General features: G+C 31.2%; 18 protein-coding genes. 10 read left to right on the top strand and 8 right to left on the bottom strand.

The genetic code is table 11. The features are described 5' to 3' along the window. Window positions 1–515: 515 nt before the first annotated feature. Genes ACI9TV_RS10115 through ACI9TV_RS10125 form a run of 3 tightly spaced genes read right to left on the bottom strand, consistent with a single transcriptional unit; the run spans window position 516 to window position 2,474 of the window. Window positions 516–1,427, bottom strand: coding sequence for a nucleotidyltransferase domain-containing protein (locus ACI9TV_RS10115; protein WP_415250671.1), 912 nt, complete (start codon window positions 1,425–1,427; stop codon window positions 516–518). Next, window positions 1,417–1,809 (bottom strand): hypothetical protein, encoded by a 393-nt coding sequence (locus tag ACI9TV_RS10120; protein ID WP_415250672.1) that lies wholly within the window; start codon window positions 1,807–1,809, stop codon window positions 1,417–1,419. The genes ACI9TV_RS10115 and ACI9TV_RS10120 overlap by 11 nt, the downstream gene beginning before the upstream one ends. Then, window positions 1,785–2,474, bottom strand: coding sequence for a hypothetical protein (locus ACI9TV_RS10125; RefSeq protein ID WP_415250673.1), 690 nt, complete (start codon window positions 2,472–2,474; stop codon window positions 1,785–1,787). The genes ACI9TV_RS10120 and ACI9TV_RS10125 overlap by 25 nt, the downstream gene beginning before the upstream one ends. A 301-nt stretch (window positions 2,475–2,775) precedes the next feature. On the opposite strand from ACI9TV_RS10125, the gene ACI9TV_RS10130 reads away from it, so the two are divergent. The 4 genes from ACI9TV_RS10130 to ACI9TV_RS10145 are packed head-to-tail and all read left to right on the top strand — an operon-like array spanning window position 2,776 to window position 7,389. Continuing rightward, window positions 2,776–3,804 (top strand): ComEC/Rec2 family competence protein, encoded by a 1,029-nt coding sequence (locus tag ACI9TV_RS10130; RefSeq protein WP_415250674.1) that lies wholly within the window; start codon window positions 2,776–2,778, stop codon window positions 3,802–3,804. Beyond that, a complete protein-coding gene (locus tag ACI9TV_RS10135; RefSeq protein WP_415250675.1) occupies window positions 3,794–4,921 on the top strand; it encodes a hypothetical protein in 1,128 nt (375 codons plus the stop codon). Before ACI9TV_RS10130 ends, ACI9TV_RS10135 begins: the two co-directional genes overlap by 11 nt. Window positions 4,922–4,923: 2 nt before the next feature. Beyond that, a complete protein-coding gene (locus ACI9TV_RS10140; protein ID WP_415250676.1) occupies window positions 4,924–5,370 on the top strand; it encodes a hypothetical protein in 447 nt (148 codons plus the stop codon). A 3-nt stretch (window positions 5,371–5,373) separates the two neighbouring features. Then, window positions 5,374–7,389, top strand: coding sequence for a hypothetical protein (locus ACI9TV_RS10145; protein ID WP_415250677.1), 2,016 nt, complete (start codon window positions 5,374–5,376; stop codon window positions 7,387–7,389). 171 nt (window positions 7,390–7,560) lie between these two features. Here the strand turns inward: ACI9TV_RS10145 and ACI9TV_RS10150 are convergent, their stop codons facing one another. The 3 genes from ACI9TV_RS10150 to ACI9TV_RS10160 form a co-directional block, all read right to left on the bottom strand. Beyond that, on the bottom strand, window positions 7,561–8,448 hold the full coding sequence (locus tag ACI9TV_RS10150; protein WP_415250678.1) for a DMT family transporter: 888 nt from the start codon (window positions 8,446–8,448) through the stop codon (window positions 7,561–7,563). Between the two features lie 3 nt (window positions 8,449–8,451). Continuing rightward, a complete protein-coding gene (locus ACI9TV_RS10155; RefSeq protein WP_415250679.1) occupies window positions 8,452–9,312 on the bottom strand; it encodes a YitT family protein in 861 nt (286 codons plus the stop codon). Window positions 9,313–9,416: 104 nt separating this feature from the next. Next, complete coding sequence (locus ACI9TV_RS10160; protein ID WP_415250680.1) at window positions 9,417–10,862, bottom strand: aldehyde dehydrogenase family protein; 1,446 nt, start codon at window positions 10,860–10,862, stop codon at window positions 9,417–9,419. Between the two features lie 144 nt (window positions 10,863–11,006). Between ACI9TV_RS10160 and ACI9TV_RS10165 the strand changes: the two genes are divergently transcribed. The 6 genes from ACI9TV_RS10165 (at window position 11,007) to ACI9TV_RS10190 (ending at window position 16,556) form a co-directional block, all read left to right on the top strand. Continuing rightward, window positions 11,007–12,293 (top strand): sensor histidine kinase, encoded by a 1,287-nt coding sequence (locus tag ACI9TV_RS10165; RefSeq protein WP_415250681.1) that lies wholly within the window; start codon window positions 11,007–11,009, stop codon window positions 12,291–12,293. Next, window positions 12,290–13,039 (top strand): response regulator, encoded by a 750-nt coding sequence (locus tag ACI9TV_RS10170; RefSeq protein WP_415250682.1) that lies wholly within the window; start codon window positions 12,290–12,292, stop codon window positions 13,037–13,039. Before ACI9TV_RS10165 ends, ACI9TV_RS10170 begins: the two co-directional genes overlap by 4 nt. A gap of 90 nt (window positions 13,040–13,129) precedes the next feature. Continuing rightward, window positions 13,130–13,456 carry a c-type cytochrome gene (locus tag ACI9TV_RS10175; protein ID WP_415250683.1) on the top strand — a complete coding sequence of 109 codons (327 nt, stop codon included), beginning with the start codon at window positions 13,130–13,132 and terminating at the stop codon, window positions 13,454–13,456. After that, entirely contained in the window at window positions 13,453–14,085 is a 633-nt protein-coding gene (locus ACI9TV_RS10180) for a hypothetical protein (protein WP_415250684.1), read from the top strand. Before ACI9TV_RS10175 ends, ACI9TV_RS10180 begins: the two co-directional genes overlap by 4 nt. Then, window positions 14,078–15,646, top strand: a complete 1,569-nt coding sequence (locus ACI9TV_RS10185; protein WP_415250685.1) for an FAD-binding oxidoreductase — start codon at window positions 14,078–14,080, stop codon at window positions 15,644–15,646. The genes ACI9TV_RS10180 and ACI9TV_RS10185 overlap by 8 nt, the downstream gene beginning before the upstream one ends. Next, entirely contained in the window at window positions 15,636–16,556 is a 921-nt protein-coding gene (locus ACI9TV_RS10190; RefSeq protein ID WP_415250686.1) for a transporter, read from the top strand. The genes ACI9TV_RS10185 and ACI9TV_RS10190 overlap by 11 nt, the downstream gene beginning before the upstream one ends. Window positions 16,557–16,693: 137 nt before the next feature. Here the strand turns inward: ACI9TV_RS10190 and ACI9TV_RS10195 are convergent, their stop codons facing one another. Next, window positions 16,694–16,852, bottom strand: coding sequence for a hypothetical protein (locus tag ACI9TV_RS10195; RefSeq protein WP_415250687.1), 159 nt, complete (start codon window positions 16,850–16,852; stop codon window positions 16,694–16,696). Between the two features lie 14 nt (window positions 16,853–16,866). Next, window positions 16,867–19,956: an efflux RND transporter permease subunit gene (locus ACI9TV_RS10200; RefSeq protein ID WP_415250688.1), complete on the bottom strand. Its 3,090-nt coding sequence runs from the start codon at window positions 19,954–19,956 to the stop codon at window positions 16,867–16,869. Window position 19,957: the final 1 nt, after the last annotated feature.

The following is a 19,957-nucleotide window of genomic DNA, read 5'->3' on the forward strand; positions in this document are numbered from 1 at the left end:
CAAAAACCTATGAATATGTATCTTGAATTTATTAAAAATGTAGGGTAAGGTAACAATACAAGGTGGAAATTAATTAAGCTGAAAACTTGTCTTGATTTTTCAGGCCATTATATAAAGAGTATTGGTCTTTTATTAATTATTCAAAATGCTATGGCTTCTATGAAAAAAGTTTCAAAGGTCAGGAATATCTTAGAGTTGTGATTAAAGTGATTTGAAAAAAGATTTTTTGATGGCTTCGGATACTGGAACTGTCGCCATTTTACGAAGTACCTTATATAGGGATATGAGTTAAATATATTTTAAAGCTACTAAACAACATGTGTAACAGTTTAAGTACATAATTATAGGTTAGTCATATTAAAGTAAAGCTTAAGCAAATCATTTATTACTCTAAAAAGTGCTTTAATAGGACTCTCTTCTTAACATTTTTAGTCCTATATAAACTCATACTTATGTATTACTTTATCTAAATTATAGGATTGATTTACATTTAATTCTATAGGACATTACATAGTTTAATTAGTATTAAGACACTGCTTAAATGAATTAATTAATTTATAGTAATTTTTAGCATATGCTTCTAATGTAATTTTATCGTTATTCATTTCTTCTAGGATTTCTAAAAGAATTTGGGCATTATTATTATCTACTTTCATTAGTTGCGGGATTATTTCTGTTTTGGATAGCGGTAGTATCTTATGTATCATAAGAATATAACGAGCCATATGAAAAATCAATTGTTTTAATATTTGAGTATCTAGATTATCAAAATACATTTTAGAAGATGAAAAATTATCCATTATCTTTTTAATTAATATTCTCTTTATTAATATTGTATGAGATGAGATTTGAGTGTTTTTTTGTACATAATACTTATTAATGAAATTAGCGTCATATAATAACAACCCTGCATGGAAAGCCCAAATAATTAATTCAGAATTTTTTTCATATTTAATTTTAAACTCATCTATTGAATAAACTATTAATTGAATTTTTTTATATGTATTCATTATTTTATAGTCAAACTTATTTTTACATACAATTAATAAGTCAATATCACTCTTATTATGTACTGTATTTCTAGCACTAGAACCAATTAAAAAAACACTTTGTATACTATCTTCATAATTATTTAATAATTCATCTAGTAGAAGCTTAACCTCTGTTCTAAGATTATTAGATAGTTTTTCAAAACATAAAATATCATGACTCTCTCTTAGTGAAACTAAAAATCTATCTTGGTAGTTTAAATGATAGATACCATTATTATTTATAACATAATCTTTTTGAATAAAATTATTTTTAAATTCTTGTATAGAATAGTTTAGTGATTTTAATAGTAATTTTAAGTTGACCTCAGCAACAGTGTTTTGTTCTTTTTTAAAAAAATCTATTATTTTATAATGTATAAATTCTTTATCTTTCATTGTAGAGCTTCTTAGTAATAACTAATATCTCATGAAGATATTTTTTATGTTTTTTAAAAGAATTAATATAGTTTTCTTCATCTTCTTCGATCCAATACTCACCATAAGAACTAACAACAAGCATTCGATCAAAATAATTATAAGTATCAGTATAGTCTACTTCAAATTTACGTGTATTATAAAGCATGTTAAATATATCTTCAGGGTCAATTTCTTCTAAGCTTAGAATATACTTTATATAATCTCTACATTTTCTGATAATGTGTTGTGAGAAATAGCAATATTTCGCTATCGCATCATCATCAGAAGCATCTCCAATCATTTCAATGATTTCAGAATAAGTACGAATTTCTTTCTCTATTTTTTTATTTTTAATTGACACTTATAGTCCTTCACTTTTAAAATAGTTTTTTTATAATAATTATCAGTATTATGTAACTCATTATCAGTTCTCTCTAGTTTAGTTGGTCTTTGATGAAGGCTTTCTAGAGCTTCAGATTGTAAAATATAATTTTCTTTATTTTTTATTTTGTCTCTCTGGATACAACATGTCACATTTAAATCCGTAGTTTCCTTTATATCTGTTTCGTTCTTTACTAAGACAATTGTAATGGTAGCGACCATTAAAAAAATATTAAAAAAATGAATAATATTATCTGCGTAATGCAAAGTGATCTTGTTAAGAATCAATTTAAAAAGATTAATATTTTTCTTCTTATAATTCTTTAATAAATTTCCTATTTGTAAAGGCTCACCAATCTTATCACATCTATTTCTTATACTAGCATTTTCTAATTTCAATGCTCTATTCTTCAAAATATCATCGAATATACTATTAAAACCCTCATAGTAAAGAATAAGGACAATACCCACCATACCAAATAAAGAGATAATTAAACTATCCTCTTTAATCGAATAAGTGCTCAGTGCTAAAGCAAGTGTAACACTAAACCCTTTTAATTGAAGTGAACTATTTCCATATTGATCGATTTTTGATTGTATTAATTTATATTCTTCAAAATATACATTATCATTCGCTAACTTCAAATATAGATCCTATAAAATAAATTATTATAGAAAAATTATACTCTAATTAAAAGCATGATTACTAAAATCTATCCAAAAATATTTGTAAAAGTATTATATGTAGATGATAAGACAGTTATAATAGCAAATCAAAATTCACTCTCTCTGACTTAACATAATTTCAATATTAACCTGTTTTGCTTATAGCGCAAATCATTTTATCAAATTTAAATATCAAAACAAATAATAATACTATAAAATATTTGATACAATACATAATTATTCAAAAAGGAACTATCAACAATGATAAGAGATAATATATATGTTTAATGTCTCTTTCTTGCACGCAGGTGGAGGAGATTCTATTTTCGTTACTTATCTAGATAATAAAAATATTCATCGAAATATTTTAATTGATGGTGGTACGGGAAAAGTATATCAAAATGCTTTAAAAGATATTGTTGAAAAGATTGATCAACTCGATTTAGTTATTGTTACACACATTGACTTAGACCATATTGGTGGTATTAATAAACTATTAGAAAGTAAACATTCAAAGAAAATTAAAAAAATCTACTTTAATTCAGCAGATTTAATAAAAAAGACCAACTCCTCTATGATATCAATTAGTGATGGTATTAAATTAACAGAATTCATTCAAGAACAGGGAATTGAAATATTTAATGACAATATTGTAGAAGATGAAGAATTTAATGAAAATGGTTTATCAATAAAATTTTTATCTCCTACAATTGAAGCTCTATACCATTTAAATAATTCTTGGACACAATATGAAGAAGAACAAAGTTTGATATCATCAACTTTTACAAATGATACAAGGTTATTATCTGAAATTGCAAAAGATAAATTTGAAGAAAAAAGTTTAACGAAAGATGTTGCTAATTGGTCAAGCTTAGCATTTATCATAAGTTATGAAGGAGTGTCAATATTGTTACTTGGAGATGCCAAAGATAGTGTACTTGTTAAATCTTTGAAATCAAATAAATATACTTCAGTGAACAGATGTCAAGTTGACTATGTAAAAGTTTCACATCATGGTAGTAAATACAATACAAGCATTGATTTTCTATCACTAATAGAATCTAATAATTTTATTTTCTCAACTAATGGCACACATAATCATCCCGATATTGAAACAATAGCGAGAATTATATGTCACCCAGAAAGAGATTATTGTAAAAAGATAAACTTATATTTCAATTATCCAAAAAGTGAATACGAACAAAAAAATGTTAGATTACCTACTCAAGAAGAAGAAGCAGAATTTAATTTTCAATCTATTTATGATTTCAAGATATTAGAACTAGGGAGGATAAATTGTGGAAGATAAATTAAATGTTATTGACAAGATTAAATCTTTAACAGTAAAGATAAATATTAATATAGACAATCAACAGGAAGTTGGAACAGGTATTATTGTTTGTATGGGAAAAACACATTATATATTAACAGTAGAACATGTTGTTTTTGGTAAAGACAATCAACACAACACAACTGAAAACGATATTGAAGTAAACTCTTATTTGAATACAAATATTAAAGTAAATAGTATTGAGCAATACAATAAATTGATACTCTTAGCAATTGATAATGTCTCCTTTAATATTCCAAATACCATATATCTTGACAAAGCTCTTTATGAAAAGAACTACCATTTAAGAGGTTTTCCAAGGGCTGTAACTAATGGAAATTCTTTCCCTTTTAATGATATTAGGTGCGATGATATAGATGCACAAAACCAATCTATTGCTCTAACCGTTAATAATATTAACGGAGATACATCTCCTGATAATACTATTGATAAAATAGAAGGTGTATCTGGAAGTGGTGTTTTTTTTGAAGAACACGGTAAACTTTATTTAGTAGGGGTTGTTAATTCATTAGTAGATGCACATGGTACATTTGCAACAGTTATTGCATTAACATTAGTAAACCTACTTATAAAGGATGACTTTATTTTTTCAAAGTATATAAATATAGAAGATATAGAAAAATCAATGAATGAAAAAAATAAAAAGATTACAGAAGATGAGCTTGAAAAATTCAAGAATGAAGAGAATAGTAATTACGATTTTTTAAATCGGAAGAACACAACAATTTATGAGATAGAAGATGCTGTCAATAAAAATTATATACGGATTGGTGAATATATGAATGGAAATATGTTAATACATTCTTTATCTGATTACGATATTAATTTTGATGAAAAATGGAAAATATCACTAGAAACTATATTGGACTCATTTGAAAGTAAATATGTGCACAGAATTGAAAATAAGACACTAGGCCAATCAAGAATAGTGGAAATGACAGAAGAAGTAAAGTCTGTTATCAAAGAAGAGTTTGGATATTTAAATATTTCAACCTCCACGGTCAACAAACTTGCTTCAAATGCTATAGCTAAGTGGTTATTTGATTGTAATGTAGATTTTATAATAAAGGATTAAATATGGAATTTAGAATTTCAAAAAAACCCATTGATATTGATTCTGATACAAGAATATTATATTTATCAATTATGATGTTATTCATAATATTCTATACTGGATATGGTAAACAAAAAACTATTTCTCTATTAAAAATTCATTTACTTTTATGGGTAATTAAAAGTGTTGATAGACAGAATAGGTTACTTGAAAGCTTAGAAAATAATTGTGATTTATCCATCGGTCTTTGGAATATTAACATTAAAAATAATTCTATTTTAACTATATTAGTAAAAGATAAATTGTGTGGATTTAATGGTTCTAAATATTTTTTGACAGAAGAAGGTATTAAGTTTGTGTCAGATATTAAAGAATTAAAAGCTCTAGATAGCCAACAACAATTTTTAAAAAATATTGGTTCAAAATTAAGCGATAAAAATGTAGACAAATTAAAAAGTTTATGGAGTTAATAAATGATAAAAATCAATAATTTAACTATTGAAATTACAACAAAAGATAAAAAGTTTGGTAGAAAAATTGATTTTTTAACAAATGGACTTACCATTATAAAAGGTGACAACCATTCAGGTAAAACAACAATTGCGTCCTCCATTTTTTATGGTCTAGGAATGGAAGAATTGCTTGGCGGAAAAAATACGGTTGCCCTAGATTCTATACTTACTTCAAGTATTCCTTATGGTGGTTTAGATTTAGAGATTATCACATCTGTTGTCATCTTGGAAATTGAGAATAATTCAGGAAAGTGTATTAAATTGAAACGATACATAAAACATTATGACATTGAAGAAAGAATCATGGAAGTAACAGAAGATGGTACAGAACAGTTTTACTTTTTACATGACCCAGGTGCTGCTTTAAGTGAAGAAGGTTTTTATAGTTACTTAGAAGTTTTTTTGAATATAAAATTACCAATTGTTCCACAATATGAAAGTGGAGAATCAAAATTATATTTACAAGTACTCTTTAATTCTTGTTTTATTGAACAAGTCAAAGGATGGACTGATTTTTTTGCTGCAATTCCTTATTATGGAATTAAAGACCCAAAAAAAAGAATAGTTGAATATATACTTGATTTAGATACATTTGAATTTGAAAAAGAAAAAAGTAAATATGAAGACAATAAAATAAAGATTACCCAAGAGTGGGATACTCAAATTAATAAAATCAAAGATAAAGTTAAACTAATATCTGGAAGATTGGTTAATTTACCTGAAAAAGTCAGAGGAGTTGAACTACTTTCAAAATCATCTTATAGTGTGCTATTTTATATTGATGATGAAAAATATGATATAGATAATTATTTGGATATTTTGAAAACTAAAATTAATGAACTAGAAGAAACATTAGTAAAGCCCAATAATGATATTGATAACAAAATCATTCAACTTAGAAAAAAATTGAAAATAACATTTGATTCAATTCAAAATATCAATCAAAGTATTTCTTCTAAATATAACGAACAGGTATTATTAGAAAAAGAAAATACTCGATTAGAAAGTGAAATAGAAAAAATAACATATTTACTTAAAATCGAAAAATATACTAATTCAGAGAGTAATACAAACAAAATATTTAAGGGGAAATGTCCAACTTGCGATAATCCTATATCATCAAGTTTATACGAAAACATTGAAGTAATGGGTCTAGAAGAAAATAAGATATATATAAAATCACAAAAAGATGTTTTAGTAACTTATCTTAATGTACTTAATCAAGAAATTGATAATGAACAAAATCATTATGCACAGATGAAAGAAGAATATGAATCAGACAAACAAATAGTTGCTTATTTAGAAAAAGACTTTATTTCAAATTCAAATTCAGCTTCTTTTTCTTCTGTAAAAGAATTTGTTATATTGGAAAACAAATATGAAAAAATATTGACTATAAAAAAAGATATAGTCGAATTAAATACTGATTTAGTAGAAATTGCTAAACTTTGGGATAATAATGAAAAATTAAAGACACCTCATGAAATGAACTATCAAGACAAATTAAAACTTATCGAATTAAATAGTTCATTTAAAATCTTATTAACAGATTTTTTATATGGAAGTAAAAGAGACGACCAAGTATGGATATCAGACAGAGGCAGCTCAAAATACTTTCCAATGGTAAGTATAGCTGGTGACACTCAAGCAATTAGATATAACTCATCTGCCAGTGACTTCGTTCGTTCAATTTGGGCATATTTGATAGCCTTATATGAAGTATCTACTATTAAAAAAGGGAATCACCCAGGTATTTTTCTTTTTGATGAACCAGCCCAGCATGCTATGACGGAAACTAGTCAAGCAGTATTATTTAAAAAATTAAGTAATCTAGGCTGTCAGAGTATAGTATTCGCATCATTCGAGAATACTTCAGATGGTAGTGAAGATAAGTTTTTGGAAATTACAAAGAATATAGATAAAGAAAAATTAAAAGTCATCTCTATAGAGAATAGAGCAATTATTGAAATAACATAATTAAAGCACTGTAAAAGCTATGCCTTTTGTTTAAGTATTTTTTATTAAATAGGGAATAGTTTGTGTAGACATCTGGAATGTCCCCTATAAACTAGACAGTTATTAAAACAGTAAAAACCTAACTTTTTAAAGAATCTTTATTATATCTATTATTTGCGAGAAGAAGAAAAACTATTTAGATTTAGCCACCATAACACCACCAAAAATAATAAATCCAATCCCTGCAAATGTCAAAAGACTTGGTAACTCATCACCCAAAGCAACTCCAATGACAACAGAAAAAAGTATAACAGAGTAACTTACAGCTCCTACAATTCCAGCCTTTGATTCACCATAAGCCTTTGTCATGTAAAACTGAGAAAGATAAGCAAAAATTCCTAGACCTAAAAGATATAACCATGCTATACCTTGTGGCATAATAAAGACACCGAGAATAAAATCATAATCTGGATTCATATAGTACTGAGAAACAATCATTGAAATAATAGGTACAACAAGTCCCATACTCATAAATATAAGCACAATAGCTCTCGTGTCATAATAGTTTTTTAACTCACGAATACTGGTAAACGCGAGTGCTGCACCAATGGCGTTTAAAAATCCAAAGATATGACTTTTCTCAATCACTCCTGAGGGTTGCATTACTAACAAAAGACCAAAAAAACCGATAAATATCGCTACCCATCCAGTAAGTCCAATTCTTTCTTTTAAAAACCAAAAGGCAAAAATAGCTGTAAAAATAGGGGCAGTTCTTGAAAAAGTGACAGCATCAGCAAGGGGAATATGTGCTAAATTATAAAAATATGAGAGCATTGCTACCATACCAATAAAGCCTCTAAAGAAGAGTAACCAAGGTTTTCCTCCAACTTGTACAAACGGTGTACTAAAAAGAGTTCCTATTATAAACAAAACACCAATGAGGTTTCTAAAAAATACAATCTCTATAGTAGACATTTCAACACTTAAAACTTTTGCAAAGGCACTTACTATAGCTAAACTAGCAGATGCAATGAGCATATATAATACACCCTTATTTATTTTTGCAAATTTTGCTTTCATTCTTTAATGTCCTCTGCCTAATAGTTCTGATGCTTCAATGATAACTAAAAAACCATCAGGGTCATGTTTTTCCACCATAGCTCTAAGAGCAGGAATCTTGTTATTTTCAATTACTAGCATCATCAATTTTCGTTTTTCTCTTTGGTCAAAACCTAAACCATTTAAAATAATTCCCTCTTTACCAAATTTTTCTATGATATGTTCACTTAATAATTCTACTTTGTTTGATGAGATATGAATAACTTTTTCTGTTGGACGACCAGATATGAGCATATCCATACTTCTTGCAGTTGTGTAGACACTTATGAGACTCCATAAAGCACTCTCAACACTCTCAAAAACAACTCCAGCACTTAGAACTATTAAAATATCTAAAGCGATAATAACATTTCCCTGTTTCCAGTGCATCTTGTCGGCAACAATTCTAGCAACAATAGAAGGACCACCGGCTGAAGCATTTCCGGCAATAATAAAACCAAGACCTAAACCAATGGCAATACCACCAAAGATACCTGCTAGTATAGGTTCATTTGTCCAAGCTGTTACCTGTAAATATTCACGAAAAAAGTCAACCATAAAAGAAGAAGTAGCAATAGAGAAAATAGTTCTAATAGTAAAACCTTTTCCAATGTATTTAATACTCATAAGTACTAAGGGAACATTTATGATAAACATTATCATACCTGTTGGAATACCGGTGAAATTATTTATCAAAATTGAAATACCAGGTGTCCCGCCTGAAACTATTTGATTGGGAATAAGAAACATTACAACACCAATAGCGAGTAGTGTAGCTCCTATAAAAATGGATATGTAACGTAGTAGCTCTTTATTGATAGGTAAAGTAGCGAATATATTTATCAAAATTATAACCTTTAGTTTAGTTTATTTCATTATTATAATTAATTAGAGAAGAAGATGTAGATTGCTGCGGTGTTTATACTAAAAGCCTTGAAAAGGCTTTTAGATTAAAATGGATAGTGGTGGTTTAAGTGACCTTCAACAGTTACCCATTTAAGTTCTGTCATCTCTTCGATTGAGAAATGACCACCTTCTCGACCCATTCCACTCTCTTTTACCCCACCAAAAGGGATGTGAGCTTCATCTTGAATAGTTGGACCATTAACATGAACCATACCAGTATCTAATTCTTCAGTTAATCTAAGTGCAGCACTTAAGTTATCTGTAATTACAGCTGAACTTAGCCCGTAGTTAGAATTATTTGCTAATTCTATAATATGATCAACATCTCTTGCTTTTACAATTGCAGCTGCAGGACCAAATGCTTCTTCATGGAAGATTGTCATTGATTCTGTTATATCTGCTAGAACAGTTGGTTGGTAAAAACAACCTTCATGTTCACGACCTGTAAGTAAGTTAGCACCTTTAGTTACAGCGTCATCAACTAAGCCATTGATGAACTTACACTGAGCTTCTTCAATAAGTGGTCCAACAATTGTGGTAGGATCTTCAGGGTTACCAACTTTAAGAGTCTTCACTTTAGCCGCAAATTTTTCACAGAACTCATCATAAATATTTTCTTCAACAATGATTCTTGAACCTGCCATACAGATTTGACCTTGGTGCATAAAGATACTAAACGCAGCCGTATCAACAGCGTAATCAACATTTGCGTCACCGAGAACGATAGTTGGACTTTTACCACCAAGTTCTACTGTACATTTTTTGAGGTTCATTGCAGCAGATGCAGCAACTATTTTACCAACTTGAGTTGAACCAGTAAGAGTAATCATAGCTATACGCTTATCTGTTTGGAATGTTTCACCTAAATCTCTACTTGAACAAGGAATGATGTTTAAAACACCATCAGGAAGACCAGCATCTCTAAACACTTCACCAAAAACAAGACCACAAACAGGTGTATGACTTGATGGTTTAAGTACAAATGAATTACCAGCAGCAAGTGCAAAAGCAAACTTTTTTGTGCTTAAAATCATAGGAGCATTAAATGGTGAAATACCAGCGATAACACCTAAAGGACGACGAATACTATAAGAAAGTACACCCGGATCGTTTGATGTAAATGTTTGACCAGACACACGTCTTGCTTCACCAGCTGCTGTTCTAAGAATATCTGCAACCATACCGATTTCAAACATACATTTAGCAAATACAGAACCACTTTCTTGCATAAGGATAGTCTTAATCTCTTCAGCTCTTTCTTCAAAAAGATCAGCTGCTTTTAATAGCACTTTTTCTTTTTGTCTTGGAGGTGTTTTAGCCCAAGATTTTTGCGCAATGTAAGCACTTTGTATAGCATCTTCTATGTCTTCTTTACTTGCCATGTGCACTTTTGCGAAAATTTCGCCATTTGATGGATTGATATCATCAACTATTTTTCCATTTGACGAGGCTTGATCTTGTCCATTGATATATAACTTATATTCTTTCATTATTTGTATCTCCAGTATAATAAATTTTCAGCACTTTATGCCTATTTAGATTCTCATCATAAAGAAAAAATGTTGCAAAATTATTGCAAAAATTCACTTAATGCAAATAAGGATATAATCTACAATATTATTTCAAGGTATGTTATGATTCTTCCCAAATTACTCCAAAATGTAATTTTCAGTCCTGATTATATTCCAAGTAGATTTTCACTTATATTTGCCTTTATAGGTATTGGTGGTGTTTTATTGCTTGACCGCATTGTTGATTTAAACATAGTGAAAATTGGTCCACTTGAGATAGGTATTTTATATACATTATTTATGTCGGTAATATTATGCTTCCTCCTTCGTTATATGTTAAGCCTCATCAAAGAGACGGAAGCTTCTTATTTAGCAGTTGAGAAAAGAGAAAAAGAGAGTCTTCGTTTATTTAACTTCGCACTTGACAATAGTGCAGATGCAACGTATTGGTTTACTTTTGATGGGAAGTTTTACTATGTAAATGATGCTGCGTCACGTATGCTTGGTTATTCAAAAGAAGAGTTGTTAGATATGTACTTATGGGAGATGGATCATAACTTTACCAGTGCTCAAGCACAAGAGTTCTTACAAGAGATAAAAGATGTAAAACATACTACATTTGAGACTATCCAGACGAGAAAAGATTCTAAAACACTTCCTATAGAAGTGTCGGCAAACTATTTTACGCATGAAGGCAAAGAATTTATTTGTGCATTTGGTCGTGACATTAGTGAGCGTCGAGTTTACCAAAATGCCATTGAAGAAGCTAATATAGAACTTATAAAATCTAACTCAGAAAAAGAGACACTTCTTAAAGAAGTACATCATCGTGTTAAAAATAACTTAGAAATTATCTCAAGTCTTCTAAGTATGCAGTATCGTCGAATTGATGATACATATATGCGTACTATTTTACAGCAAAGTAGAAGTAGGATTCATACTATGTCACTTGTTCATGAGTTTTTGTATAAGAGCGATAAACTCGATGAAATTGACTTAAATGGATATGTAAAGCAGCTTGTCTCAGACATAATCTTACTTCATTCAGAAGAAAAATCCGCAGTAGAGTTAAACATAGATATTCCAGTCATACGTTTTTCCACTGATGCGTCTATTCGTCTTGGTATGGTTTTGCACGAATTGTGCGTAAATTCTATAAAGTATGCTTTTAAAAATAGAGATAATAATATTTTAAATATTACATTAAAGCTCGAAAATGAGATAATACATGTATGTGTAGAAGATAATGGAGAAGGTGTTGAAGATGTTACAAAAATCTTACAAGGTAATTCTCTTGGACTGCAGTTGATTCAAACAATTATTGAAGAGGAGCTTGATGGTGAAGTTACATTTAACTCAAATAATGGACTTATTTGTGATATATATTTTCCAAGTAAGGCAGTACAATGAAAAAAAGTAACCTTATGATTGTTGAAGATGTAAGTATTATTGCTCTTAATATAAAAGAGACTCTTCTTGAACTTGGTTATGATGTTTTAGGCATAGCTTCAAATATTCAAAAAGCATTCAAGTTACTTGAGAGAGGAACTCCTGATCTTATCATAATGGATATATTTTTAAAAGATGGCGATAATGGTGTTGAACTTGCAAAAATGATAAATGAGAAGTATGAAATACCTATTGTCTATCTCACAGCAAACTCAGAACTAAAAACAATATCTCATGCTGGGGAGAGTTCACCTTATGGTTACTTAGTAAAGCCATTTAAGGCAACTGACCTACAGAGTACTATTGAACTCGCATTGCAACGTTTTAAACAAGATCAAATTCAAAAGAATCAATTTGACAGTATGAAAAATCTCAATGTATCTTTGCAAACAAAAATACATGAAACGCAAACTCCCTATACACAGACAGTAGGATTAAAAGATGGTTACATGTTTGATAGAGAAGAAAAAATTCTCTATAATGGGGAAAAGACAATCTCTTTAACACAAAGAGAGAAGAAAGTCATGGATACTCTTTGTGCAAATGTAGGACATGTAACCTCTATAGAACAGATTGAAACTGCGGCATGGAATGATGAACCAGCAGGTTATTCAGCCCTACGTTCAGTATTATTTCGTCTGCGCTCGAAGCTTCCAGAAGGCATGATTACCAACACAAGTGGTAGCGGTTACAAAATTCACAGATAACATTTCTTTATAATTGCAACAATTTTGCAACATATTCTCCTTATAATTTTTTCAACGGTTAAAAAACCGATAATTTTATAGGAGATTTTTATGCAAAAACAATATAAATCTATTAGGCTCCTTACTCTGGCAAGCCTATTACTCTTTGGCTTCTCTCAGTCTATGGCGAGTGAGAGATATTATAAAAATGGTCAAGAAGCTTATACAAAAGTATGTGCTTATTGTCATGATACTGGTGTCGGTCCAGACAGTATTAAGATAAAATTTGATGCAGCTTCAGTTGATTTTCGTACAGAAAATATTTTTCAAACAGTTCGTCTTGGTTTAAACGCAATGCCAGCATTTCGTAAAACAGAAATCGATGATGCAACACTTAGGGACTTGTCTCGCGGCTTAGCTACAGGTACAATAAAATGAAAACTGTAGATACAAAACGCAGAACAGTACTCAAAGGTGCAGTAGCAGCATCTGCTATAGTAGCATTTGGTTCTAGTTTATATGCACAAGAAAATGCTACATCTGAATCTTTAGTTTTACTCAATGCTACTCCTTATTCAAAAGCATTTATAGATGGTCTAGGTCATTCTAAAAAAAATCTTGCTACCATTGAAAATGTAAATATTCTTCAAGATTATCAAAGTTTTACATCTATGATGAAATCACACCTAAATGGTAATAAAGTGACATCAATTACAGGTCTTTTAAGTGAAGCTGATTACATACTTATGGTTGAATACTTCCAAAGCAATGGAGTAAATCTTAAGGCTGAAATTTTTCATAAGATAAGTACTAGTGGTACTAAACATTACATTACTACAGCACACACAGCATCTGGAATTATTTCAAATGCAAAAAAGACTTTAGATCAAACTGATCAATGGGCTTTTCTAAGTGGTCATATTTTAGGTGGTAATGCAACAAACCTTTCTAAAAATACTCAAGGTGTAAATAGTTTTAAAGAAGTAACAATTTCGCGAAAAGAGTGTGGTAATACAAACCTAATCTCATTTTTAGCAACGATAAGTAAGGAAAAACAATATGTCTAAATACTTAGAGCTTCCACCCGGAGTAACAGAAGAGAACTTTGATAAAGCGATTAAAGCATTTAAAAAAGCATTAGGTGATGAGAATGTATATATTAGTTCAGAAGATATAGCACCATATACAAAGGTAATGATTCCGACTAAAAAAGAAGAAATGATGCCAAGTGCAGCTTTAGTTCCTAGAACTGTAGAAGAGATCCAAAAAGTAGTTGAAATTTGTAATCAATACAAAGTGCCAATATGGACTTTCTCTACAGGTAAAAACCTAGGATACGGTAGTACAATGCCTGCAAAAGCTGGTACAGCACTTATGGATTTACGTCGTATGAATAAAATCATTGAGGTAAATGCAGATCTTGGGTATGCACTTTTAGAACCAGGTGTAACATACCAAGATCTTTATGATTATCTTCAAGAGAACAACATTCCATTATGGATGAGTTGTCCTGCACCAAGTGCAATTGCGAGTCCAGTAGGTAATACTATGGATAGAGGTGTTGGTTATACTCCTTATGGTGAGCACTTCTTATTTCAATGTGGTATGGAAGTTGTATTAGCAGATGGTCAAGTTCTTAGAACTGGTATGGGTGGAATTGAAAAGTCAAACTCATGGCAAGTATTTAAGTGGGGTTACGGTCCATATTTAGATGGTATCTTTACTCAGTCTAACTTTGGTATTTGTACTAAGATGGGTATCTGGTTAATGCCAGCACCACCAGCATACAAACCATTTTGTTTATCATTTCCAGATGAGACAGATATTGCAGATATCGTAGAGACTCTACGTCCTCTTAGAATTGCAAATATTATTCCAAATGCATTTACAATTGCAAGTACAAGTTACGAAGCAGCATCTGTTGCAAAAAGAAGTGATTACCATACTGGTAAAGGCTATATTACTGAAGAAGAGCTAAAGAGACTTAGAAAAGATAAAAACATGGGTGCATGGAATGTATATGCAGCACTTTATGGTGATGAGAAGTCTATTGAGCATAACTGGAATATTATCAAAGCAGTATTTGCTAACAATAAAAAAGTTCAGTTTTTCACAGAAAAAGAGCTTGGAAATGATCCAATCTTCCAATACCGCGCAAAACTTATGAAAGGTGAACCAAACTTACAAGAGTTTAGTTTATACAATTGGAAAGGTGGTGGTGGTAGTATGTGGTTTGCTCCTGTTTCACCAGCTGAAGGTAAACATACTCTCAATCAAAAGAAATTAGCAACAGATATCTTACATAAATATGGATTTGATTATGTTGGCGAGTTTATTGTTGGTTGGAGAGATATGCACCATATCGTAGATGTTTTATATGATAGAAATGATCCTGAAGAGATGGCAAGAGCCAAAGAATGTTATAGTGAATTAGTAAGTGAATTTGCAAAAGCTGGATACGGGGTATATCGTACAAACAGTGGTTCTATGGATGAAGTTGGAGAAACATATGGTCCAGTTATTAGAGATGTATTTCATAAGCTTAAAAAAGCACTTGATCCGAATAATATTCTTGCTCCAGGTAAATCAGGAATCGATCTTGCAAAGTATGACTTTGATGCTAAATAAGATAGCAAAAGGTGTAGTAGCAACTGCGTTTGCTGCTGTACTTAGCACGGGTTTACAAGCAACTGAAGGTGGTGGTGGAGCTTATCCAAATGGATCAGAAGGCTTTATGGCTGGAGCTGTTCCACCTCCAGGACTTTACTATTTAAACTACCTTACTAACTATAGTGCTGATGCATTAATGGATAACAATGGTAATGAAGTAGGTGATTTTAAATTAAACGCAACTGCAAATGTTTCAAGATTTGTTTATACAAGTCCTTATAAAATATTTGGAGGGTACTGGGGTGCACAATTGATTATTCCTCTTGTGACTCTTGATGCTAAGCTTAGTATTAACCCTGGTCCTGGTACAGTTCTTGATGGTAGTGATACTGGTCTAGGTGATATTGTAGTTGACCCATTTTTAGTTTCATGGCATTCAAAAAACTGGCATCAAGCAGTAGGTGTGGATATTATTCTCCCAACTGGTTCATATTCTACGCCATCAGCGACAAATATCGGACCGAGTATTGGTAGAAATTATTATACATTTGAGCCACTCTATGCTGTGACATATATTTCAGATGAAGGCTGGGAAGTATCAAGTAAGATTATGTATGATTTTAACAGAGAAAACTCAGATACAAACTACAAATCTGGTGAAGAGTTTCACTTTGATTATACGGTTGGTAAACATATCAACAAAGACTGGACAGTAGGTGTTGGTGGTTACTACTACAAACAAATTACTGATGATGAACAAAATGGTGCTACTATAGCTAACAATAAAGGTCAGGTTATAGCAGTTGGTCCACAAGTTCAGTATAACTATGGGAAACTAAGTTTAATTGCTAAGTACCATATTGAAACAAATGTTAAAAATAGACCAAAAGGGAATAAGGCTTGGTTTAAGCTCATTTACCCTCTATAAGAAACTTTCAAAGCCGGCACTCAGTTGTATTCCCCTAATGTAATCTGAGTGCCGAAAAATCTACCCCATCCAGCTCTTTTTCTTGATTTGTTATATGAAAATATTATCAAATAATCGTTACTTGAACATTACTAAAACTAGAAAGTATTACTACACCCATCTCTTCTTTTATTTGCATTATATGTTTCAGCTAGTCCTAGTCTAAACTCATCTACTGATACTGGTAGTACATAATTACCATCAGATACTACGAGACTGATTGTAAGTTCCTGTATTCTTACATCAAAAAAAATCATTGATGTTTATTCTTTTACATTTTACCTCTCAATGATCCAAAACGTAAATATAATGCGGGTAATATAATCATATTAAGAAGTGTAGAACTAAATAAACCAAACATAATTACCATTGCCATAGGTGCTTGTATTTCACTTCCAGCTTCACCAATACCTAAAGCTAAAGGAATCATTGCAAGTCCAGCAGCAAGTGCCGTCATTAAGATTGGTATCAAACGTTCTTTTGCACCTTGTTTTACCGCAGTTTCAAAATCACTTACACCTTCAAGTCGTATCAAGTTATGAATATGTGAAATCATCATAACACCATTACGCGTCGCAATTCCAAAGAGTGTAATAAAACCAATTAATGTAGCAACAGAAATAATTCCACCTGAAACATACAGCCCAACTACACCTCCAATCAAAGCAAAGGGAAGATTACCTAAAATCAAAATTGCATCCCGCACAGAATTAAACGCCATAGACAGAAGTAAAAACACTCCAAAAATAACTAAGCTACCTAAAAGCATCAATATATTTGAAGAAGCTTCTGCACTTTGAAATTGTCCACCATATTCTATTCTATAACCTTTGGGAATAGTTACCTCATTTTTAATTCCTTCTTTAATCTTTTGCACAATCCCAACTAAATCACTATCTGACACATTAGCAGTTAAGACTGTTTTACGTTGCATCCCCTCTCTACTAATCATGTAAGGCATTCTTGCTTCAGTTATATGTACAAGAGCATGTAAAGGAACTTGTGCTCCTGAAGAAGTTTGGACAAGTGTTGACTTTATTACTTCGATATCAACAGCCCCTTTTTGCTCGTATTTTACTACCACATCATACATCTTATTTTTTTCAATAAACTTTGTTACCTTTGTGCCATAAAATGCTGTTTGGATAATCGTACTTAACTCTGCTACACTCACATTATATGAAGCCATAACCCTACGATTAAACTCCATAAGTACTTGAGGAAGGTCTGTTTGATTTTCAACCATTACATCTACGGTACCTTCAACACCATTCACTACCTCTTTGATACTTTTTGCAATAGAACGCTGTTCATTAATGTCTTCACCAAATATCTTTATAGCAATAGCCGCTTTTGAACCAGAGAGCATGTGGTCTATTCTATGTGATATTGGTTGACCAACGGAGATGCTTACACCCGCAACACTAGCAAGTTCTTTTCTTAAGTCTTTAAGAAAATCTTCTTTAGAACGACTTGTCATTTTTAAAGTTACTTCCATTTCAGATGCATGTACACCTTGTGCATGTGGATCTAATTCAGCACGTCCAGTTCTTCTTGTCACTGAAACTACTTCTTCAAATCCAAGTAAAACTTCTTCAACTTCTCTACCAAGGCTATCTGACTTATCTAAAGCCGTTCCGGGTAAAGCGACTACTGCTACAGTTAAACTTCCCTCATTGAACTCTGGAAGAAATGATTTTCCAGCAGAAAATAAGAAAATACCTGCGACTATAAAGAGAACTCCAAAACTAATAACAAGCATTTTCCAACGCTTTATACTAAAGGTTAAAATATGTTCATACCATGTGAGTAGCACTAGTAAAAAACGGGAAGTTTCATGTACGTTTTTTGACTTTATTTTTAGAAAATAATAGCTTAATACGGGAGTTATTGTGATTGCTACAATTAATGAAGCGACCAAAGAACTAATGTATGCCATTGCTAATGGAGCTAAAAGCTTACCTTCCATTCCTTCGAGGAAAAAAAGTGGTAAAAATACTAACAGTATAATCATCGTAGCAAAAACTATCGAACTCTGAATTTCAAGAGTCGCATTAGATATGACCTTTAACTTACTTAACTGTTTTGATTCTTCTTTTTGAGCGTTTTGCTGTAACCTTCTTATAATATTTTCTACAACAATGATAGCATCATCGACCAATACTCCAAGGGCTATCGCCATTCCACCCAATGTCATTGTATTTATACTAATATCCAAAGCATTAAGTAAAAATATTGTTGAAAAAAGAGACAAAGGAATAGCCATAAGCGTAATCGCAGTAGCTCTGATACTTAGTAGAAAAAGTAATACTATTCCGACAACTAGTATAGCGCCATCGCGTAAAGCATTAGAGAGATTGTTAATCGCGGCATCTATAAATGATGATTGTTTAAACAGATTTTTTTCTATTATCATCCCATCAGGAAGGGAGTTTTGAATCTCTTGTATACTTTCTTCTATTTTTTTTGTTAGTTTAATGGTGTTTACATTAGGTTGTTTTTGGATTGCTAAAACTACGGCTTGATTCCCATTGTAAGAACCAGTTCCCCGTTTGGCAGCTGCACCAATCCTAACTTGGGCTATATCCCCAATCAAAATCGGTATACCATTTTTTACATCTATAACAGTGTTTTGTATATCTTTTATATTTGTAAATTTTCCAATACCACGAATCATATATTCTTGGGAATTCTCTACATAGTAACCAGCCGAAGCATTTTGATTTGACTGCTTAATCGCTTGAATAATTTGATCAATATTTAAATCATGTGTAACAAGCTTTTCTGGCTTAAGAATTACCTGGTACTGTTTTGTGTCTCCACCTATTGGGATAATATCTGAAATTCCAGATATAGATAACAAGCGTTGACGTATATTCCAGTCTGCTACTGTTTTAAGCTCAAGTGGAGAATGGACTTCTGAATGCACCGCTATAAACATAATTTCACCCATTATAGATGATATTGGAGCAAGTACAGGAAAGTCAATATCTTGAGGTAAGTTACCTCTGAGTAACTGAATTTGCTCCGTTACTAATTGACGCGCACGATAAATATCTGTTCCCCATTCAAATTCTGCATACACGACTGATATTCCGTTTAATGAATTCGAACGGATACGACGAAGTCCAGAAAGACCATTAAGCCCATTTTCTATAGGAAGCGTAATCAGTTTTTCTATCTCTAGGGGAGTCATTGCTTCTACTTCTGTAAGAACAGTAACTGTCGGTGCAGTTAAATCAGGAAAAACATCTACCTCAGACTTTTGAAGTTCTAGCGTTCCAAAAATAAGAATTGCTAGACCTAGTGCTACAATGATTAAACGTTGGTCTAAAGACCAATTAATTATTTTTTCTAACATA

This window comes from Sulfurimonas sp. (genome assembly GCF_047622445.1).
Taxonomy (GTDB): domain Bacteria; phylum Campylobacterota; class Campylobacteria; order Campylobacterales; family Sulfurimonadaceae; genus Sulfurimonas.